This is a genomic window from Achromobacter sp. K91 (assembly GCF_003576205.1).
Classification (GTDB): Bacteria; Pseudomonadota; Gammaproteobacteria; order Burkholderiales; family Burkholderiaceae_B; genus Achromobacter; species Achromobacter aegrifaciens.
Window position 1 is genome coordinate 87,517 of record NZ_QWFB01000024.1, and the last position, 6,733, is coordinate 94,249.

A 6,733-nucleotide genomic window follows, 5' to 3' on the forward strand; every position below is an offset into this window, starting at 1 on the left:
GGTTTGCAGGTACCGGGCGGCTGCCATGATACGCTCATCGCGCCGGGGGAACAGGCTCATGATAGAACTACGCAACATCGAAACTTTTTTTGGGTGGCCACGCTGGGCAGTTTTCGCGCCGCGTCGGAGAAACTCAACACCACCCAGCCTGCGGTATCGCAGCGCATCGCCTCGCTGGAGGCCGACCTGGGCGTGCTCCTGTTCGAGCGCGAGGCGCGCGGCGTGAAGCTGACCGCCAAGGGGCATGAACTGCTGTCGCATGCCGAACGCATGCTGCAGGTGCGGCGCGACATGTTCGAAGCCGCGCGCGAGCAAAACGTCATGAGCGGCACCGTGCGCATCGGCGTGGCCGAGACCATCGTGCAGACCTGGCTGCCCACGCTGATCGAGCTGATCCATTCGAACTATCCGGCGCTGGTGCTGGAAATAGAGGTGGACACGACGCATGTGCTGCGCTCGCACCTGATGTCGCGCCAGATCGATCTGGCCTTCCTGATGGGGCCGGTGCTCGAGGCGCGTGTGGAAAACCTGCCCCTATGCACCTATCCGCTGGCTTGGGTCGCCAGCCCCCTGTTGGATCTGGGGCCGGAGCCGCTGACATTGGAGCGGATAGGCAAGCTGCCCATCATCACCTATCCCTCCAACAGCGCGCCTTACCGCGTGGTGCGCGACATGCTGACTCGCGCCGGCGTGACGTCGCCGCGCATGTACGGCAGTGCGTCGATGTCGATGGTGGTGCGGATGACGCAGGACGCCATCGGCACCAGCGTCATCGCGCCGGTGTTCCTGGGCAAGGAGCTGGCGCGCGGCGAATTGCGCATCCTGCGCGTGGAGGCGGATCCTTTGCCGGAACTGAGCTTCACGGCTACCTGGGTGCAGGGGCCGGATAGTCACGCGGTACGGGTCATCGCGCAGATGGCGCAGAAGGTGGCCGAGCAGGCTGCGGACGGGATTCCGCTCTAGGTGTTTACCCCAGCAGGGGCTGCGCCGCCGGCCGTAGCGGCCGTGCGCCGCGGCCACGTTGCGACGCGCCCAACTGCCCGCCAAGCCGCGCCACCGCGTCGTTTGCGCGAAACGCGGGGCGCTTGCCGCACGAGACCAAAGAAAAATTTATACCCCCGTATCGCAACATACGATTGGACGCTCCGCGCCCCTGACGCTGCAATGGCGCCACCAATAACGATCGCCTGGATGCATAGAGCGGGGGAAAGCATGAACCAGCGTATGTCCCATTCCCGGAACCGGGCGGCAAGCCATGCCGCGCAGGCGCGACGCGCGCCGCTGCGCGGCTGATCTCCAGACTCTTCGATTGCCACCGCGCGCCGCCAGGATAACGGGATCCGGCGCGCGGCATACCATCCCGCCAGCCAGGAGTTTTGTCCATGAAGAAGTCGCTAGTTTTCGCCGCCGTCGCCGCCAGCCTGTTGGCCGGCGCCGTCCAGGCCCAGGACCTCCCCAAGACCCAGTTGAAAGTCGTGGGCGGCCTGAGCAACCTGACCGCCTACAACGATTACGAAAAGCCGTTCTGGACCAAGACCATCCCCGAGCTGTCCAAGGGCCAGGTCACGGCCGACATCAAGGGCTTCAACGAAATGGGCTTGAAGGGCCCCGAATTGCTGCGCCTGATGTCGCAGGGCGTGGTCGAATTCGGCACCGCCACCCTGGCGTACTTCGCCAGTGACAATCCCATCAACGAAGCGATCGACCTGGCCGGACTGGCGCCCGACGTCAAGACCGCGCGCGCCGTCACCGACGCGTTCGAACCGGTCTACGCCAAGCTGTATGGCGAGGGCAGCAACGTCAAGCTGCTGGGCATTTCCACCTATCCCGCGCAGGTGCTGTTCTGCAACGCCGAAATCAAGGGCCTGGCCGACATCAAGGGCAAGAAGGTCCGCACCAGCAGCCGTACCACCGCCGAGTTCGTCGAAGCGCTGGGCGGCTCCAGCGTGACCATGGCCTTCGGCGAAGTGGTGCCGGCGCTGCAGAACAAGGTGGTGGATTGCGCCATCACGGGTTCGCTGTCCGGCTATTCGGCCAAGTGGTACGAAGTGTCGACCCACCTGGTCGCGCTGCCGATCAACTGGAATCAGCAGATCCACGCCGTGAACCAGAAGGCCTGGGACAAGCTGGACCCCAACGTGCGCACTTTCCTGCAGACCAATGTGAAGACGCTGGTCGACAACATCTGGGACGCCGCCGCGCGCCAGACGCAGGAAGGCTATGACTGCAACACGGGCGCTGCCGCTTGCCCGTTCCCGGTCAAGGGCAAGATGGTCCTGGTCCAGCCCTCGGATGCTGACCGCGCGCTGCTGAAGAAGGTCACCGAAGAAGCCGTGCTGCCGAAGTGGGCCGCGCGCTGCTCGGCCCAGTGCGTGAAGGACTTCAACGCCACCATCGGCAAGACGCTGGGCGTGGTGGCGAAGAAGTAGTCTCCCCCCCGAAGCGCTACCGCGCTTCCCCCCCAGGGGGGCATGCCTGCGGACCGGCGGAGCCGGATCCGCGGCATCCCGATCGGGGGAGGGGGGCGATGGATCGGGAGAGCTGGCTCCGTGGGGCGTCCCGATAGGGCGGTTCTCGACATAGCTGGGGCGGCGATGTGTGCCTGGCCCTGCAAAGGTTTTACTCATGACTCAATCTGAACACTTCCGCCTGCTGGGCGGGCTATTGCGGCGCGCCGAGAGCTTTTCGCGCTTGGCCGTGTGGGCCGGCGGCGCGCTGACGGTGGCCAGCGTGCTGCTGATCTCGTTCGATGTGCTGGCCCGCAAGTTCCTGGGCTTCACGACCGGCGGCGCGGACGAGCTGTCCAGTTATGCCTTCGCCATCAGCACCTCCTGGGCGCTGGCGTTCGCCACGTTGCAGCGCGCCAATGTGCGCGTGGACGTGGTCTACCAATACATGCCGGTGCGCATCGCCGCCGTGCTGGACTGGATTTCCATGGTGGCCCTGGCGGTCTTCATGGTGTACCTGACTTACTACGCGTCCGAGGTGGTGCAGACCTCCTGGGCGCAGAAATCCGCGGCCAATACGCCGCTGGCCACGCCGTTGTGGATTCCGCAGGGCCTGTGGCTGCTCGGCCTGGGCTGGATGTGCATCACCGTCGCGCTGATGCTGGCGCGCGCTTCCGCCGCGCTGGTCACGGGCGACATCGAACTGGTCAGGAGCATTTGCGGCGTGCGTTCGGCGCAGGAAGAAGCCGACGAGGAAGCCGCCGCCGGCGAGCGCATGGTGAAGGGAGAGGCCGCATGATTTCCACCGCATTGATACTGCTTCTGGTGCTGATCGGCCTGTCCATTCCGGTGGGCGCGGCGCTGGGCGTGCTGGGCCTGATCCTGGACCCGCTGTTCTCCATGCTGCCGCTTACGCGCGCCATCGGCGAAGTTTCCTGGAGCACCAACAACGAATTCCTGCTGGTGGCGATCCCGCTGTTCATCATGCTGGGCGAGGTGCTGCTGCGTGCGGGCTTCGCCGAACGCATGTATGGCGCGATGAGCCTTTGGCTGTCGTGGCTGCCGGGCGGACTGATGCACGCCAACATCGGCGCGTCGACGCTGTTCTCGGCCACCTCGGGCTCCAGCGTGGCGACTGCCGCGACGGTCGGCACCGTGGCGATCCCGCAGATCCGCAAGTACGGCTACAACGAGCCGCTCTTCCTGGGCAGCCTGGCCGCCGGCGGCACGCTGGGCATCCTGATCCCGCCTTCGATCAATCTGGTCATCTATGGCGTGCTGACGAATTCCTCGGTGCCCAAGCTCTACCTGGCCGGCATCATTCCGGGTTTCGCGATGGCCGCGCTGTTCATGCTGACGGTGGTCATCGCCTGCGTCGCCAAACCGTCCTGGGGCGGCAAGAAGATCCAGGCGAGCTGGGGCCAGCGCTTTGCCAGCCTGGTGCATCTGGCTCCGCCCATGGGGATCTTCTTCCTGGTGGTGGGTTCCATCTACGCCGGCCTGGCCACGCCGACCGAGGCGGCCGCGCTGGGCGTGCTGGGCGCGTTCATCCTGGCGGCCTGGTTCCGCCGTCTGTCGTGGTCGATGCTGCGCGAGGTCATGGAAGGCACCATGCGCTCCACGGCCATGATCATGCTGATCGTGGTGGCGGCCAGCTTCCTGAACTTCGTCATGTCCGCGACCGGCCTGACCGATGCGCTGACCAAGTCGATCACGGGCCTGGGCCTGTCGCCCGGCTGGATGCTGTTGATCGTGGTGATTTTCTACCTGGTGCTGGGCTGCTTCATGGAAACGCTGTCCATGATGATCACGACCATCCCCATCGTGGCGCCCATCATGATCGGTCTGGGGTTCGATCCCATCTGGCTGGGCATCGTCATCATCATCCTGGTCGAAGCCGCCTTGATCACGCCGCCCGTGGGCCTGAACCTGTTCGTGGTGCAGAGCCTGCGCAAGAGCGGTTCCATGAGCGCGGTCATCATGGGCAGCCTGCCGTTCGTGGCCGCCATGTTCGTGATGCTGGCGTTGCTGGCCTTCTGGCCGGACGTGGCGCTGTGGCTGCCGCGCGTGTTCGGCTGACCTTCATTTCCTAGACATTCCGGGGCGCGGCGAGCCGCCGCGTCCTTCACCCCCTTATTCTCAGCAGGACAGATATGAAAGCCGTATTCCAGATCGAAGACTCGCAACCCCGCCAGGTGGAAGTGGAGTTCAACACCCTGATCGTCGCCGGCTGGGCCGGACGCGACATGGCCGCGATCGAGCACCACATCGAAGAACTCGCCGCCATCGGCGTGCCGCGCCCCAGCAGCGTGCCGCTGTACTACCGCATCGCCGACAACCAGCTGACCCAGAAGGAAACCGTGCAGGCGCTGGGCGAAGATTCGTCGGGAGAAGTCGAGACCTTCGTGTTCTCCGTGGACGGCGAAATGTACGTCAGCATCGCGTCCGACCATACCGACCGCAAGCTGGAAACCTATAGCGTGGCGATGTCCAAGCAGGTCTGCGTCAAGCCCGTGGCCACGAGCGCCTGGCGTCTGGCCGACGTGGCGGACTACTGGGACGAGCTCATCATCCGTTCCTACATCGTCGAGAACGGCGTGGAAGTGCTGTACCAGGAAGGCCCGCTGGCGTCGCTGCGCACGCCGCAGGACCTGATCGCAGGCTATACCGGCGGCGCCACGGTGCTGCCGGCCGGCGCGGGCATGACCTGCGGCACGGTGGGCGCGATCGGCGGCATCCGTGCCGCGGCCGACTTCACCATGGAATTACACGATCCGCGGCGCCAGCGCAGCCTGCGCCACCGCTATCATGTCGAGACGCTCCCCGTGGTGGCCTGATTCAGGCCCCAGGCGCTGATCGCCAGGCGCGCCCGCGGGCGCGCCCGTTTGCACTCAAGCCGCAAGACGGCACTAGGATGACTATGGTTCCGACTTTGAATGATCTGACCCAGGCCCTGCAAGAGGGCCGCAGCACCTCCGTGGAACTGACGCAGGCGGCGCTGGCCCGCGCGCAGGACGAAGCGGGCGAGGGCGCCCGCGCGTTCACCCGCCTGTACGCCGAATCGGCATTGGCGCAGGCGCAAGCCTCCGACACGCTGCGCGCCGCCGGCATCGTCCGCTCCGCGATCGAGGGCCTGCCCATCAGCATCAAGGATCTCTTCGACGTCGAAGGCGAAACCACGATGGCGGGCTCGGTGGCCCGCGAGGGCGAACCGGCGGCCGACGCCGACGCCGAAGTCGTGCGCCGCCTGATCGCCGCAGGCGCGGTCATCATCGGCCGCACCAACATGACCGAATTTGCCTATTCGGGCCTGGGCATCAATCCCCATTACGGCACGCCCCTGAACCCCTACGACCGCGCCACCGGCCGCATCCCGGGCGGCTCGTCCTCGGGCGCCGCGGTGTCGGTTGCCGACGGCATGTCGGCCGCGGCCATCGGCTCGGACACCGGCGGTTCCGTGCGCATTCCGGCCGCGCTGTGCGGCCTGACGGGCTTCAAGCCCAGCGCCTGGCGCGTGTCCATGGAAGGCGTGCTGCCGCTGTCGGCCAACCTGGACTCCATCGGCCCGATCGCCGCCAGCGTGCGTTGCTGCGCCGAGCTGGACGCCATCCTGTCCGGGGACGGCGGCCCGGTGCCGGAAGCGGCCGTGCTGCACGGCCTGCGCCTGGCCATCCCGACCACGCTGGCGCTGGACGCCATGGACAAGCATGTCGCCGACAGCTTTGCAGTCGCCGTCAGCCGCCTGAAGGCCGCCGGCGCCCTGGTCGAAGAGATTGCGATTCCGGAATTCGCCGAACTGGCCGCCATCAACGCCAAGGGCGGCTTCACCGCCGCCGAGGCCTGGGCCTGGCACCGCGACTTGATCGCCCGCGCCGGCAAGCGCTATGACCCGCGCGTGGTGTCGCGCATCATGCGTGGCAAGGACATGAGCGCGGCCGATTACCTGGACCTGCTGGATGCGCGCGAAGCCTGGGTCGCGGCAGTGGACCGCCGCATCGCCGGCTACGACGCCCTGATCATGCCGACCACGCCCATCGTGGCGCCGGCGGTGGCCGACCTGCAGGCCTCGGACGAGGCCTACTACGCCGCCAATGGCCTGATCCTGCGCAATCCGACGCTGATCAATTTCCTGGATGGCTGCGCGCTGTCGCTGCCTTGCCATGCCGCAGGCACCGCGCCGGTGGGCCTGATGATCGCGGGCAGCAACGGCGCCGACCGCCGCATCCTGAGCATCGGCCTGGCGGTGGAAGCGCTCTACGCCGGCCAGTGACGCGCAGCGGGGGCGG

General features: G+C 66.6%; 5 protein-coding genes and 1 pseudogene. All 6 read left to right on the plus strand.

The features are described from left to right. Positions 1 to 58: 58 nt before the first annotated feature. Positions 59 to 963, plus strand: a pseudogene (locus tag DXK93_RS06630) (LysR family transcriptional regulator). 419 nt (positions 964 to 1,382) lie between these two features. Then, complete coding sequence (locus DXK93_RS06635) at positions 1,383 to 2,429, plus strand: TRAP transporter substrate-binding protein (protein WP_054454026.1); 1,047 nt, start codon at positions 1,383 to 1,385, stop codon at positions 2,427 to 2,429. Between the two features lie 196 nt (positions 2,430 to 2,625). Then, a complete protein-coding gene (locus tag DXK93_RS06640) occupies positions 2,626 to 3,246 on the plus strand; it encodes a TRAP transporter small permease subunit (protein WP_119449674.1) in 621 nt (206 codons plus the stop codon). Continuing rightward, a complete protein-coding gene (locus tag DXK93_RS06645; protein WP_119449675.1) occupies positions 3,243 to 4,526 on the plus strand; it encodes a TRAP transporter large permease in 1,284 nt (427 codons plus the stop codon). The genes DXK93_RS06640 and DXK93_RS06645 overlap by 4 nt, the downstream gene beginning before the upstream one ends. 74 nt (positions 4,527 to 4,600) lie before the next feature. Beyond that, complete coding sequence (locus DXK93_RS06650; protein WP_054454032.1) at positions 4,601 to 5,284, plus strand: DUF2848 domain-containing protein; 684 nt, start codon at positions 4,601 to 4,603, stop codon at positions 5,282 to 5,284. Positions 5,285 to 5,367: 83 nt separating this feature from the next. After that, positions 5,368 to 6,717 (plus strand): amidase, encoded by a 1,350-nt coding sequence (locus tag DXK93_RS06655; protein ID WP_119449676.1) that lies wholly within the window; start codon positions 5,368 to 5,370, stop codon positions 6,715 to 6,717. The last annotated feature ends 16 nt before the right edge of the window (positions 6,718 to 6,733 follow it).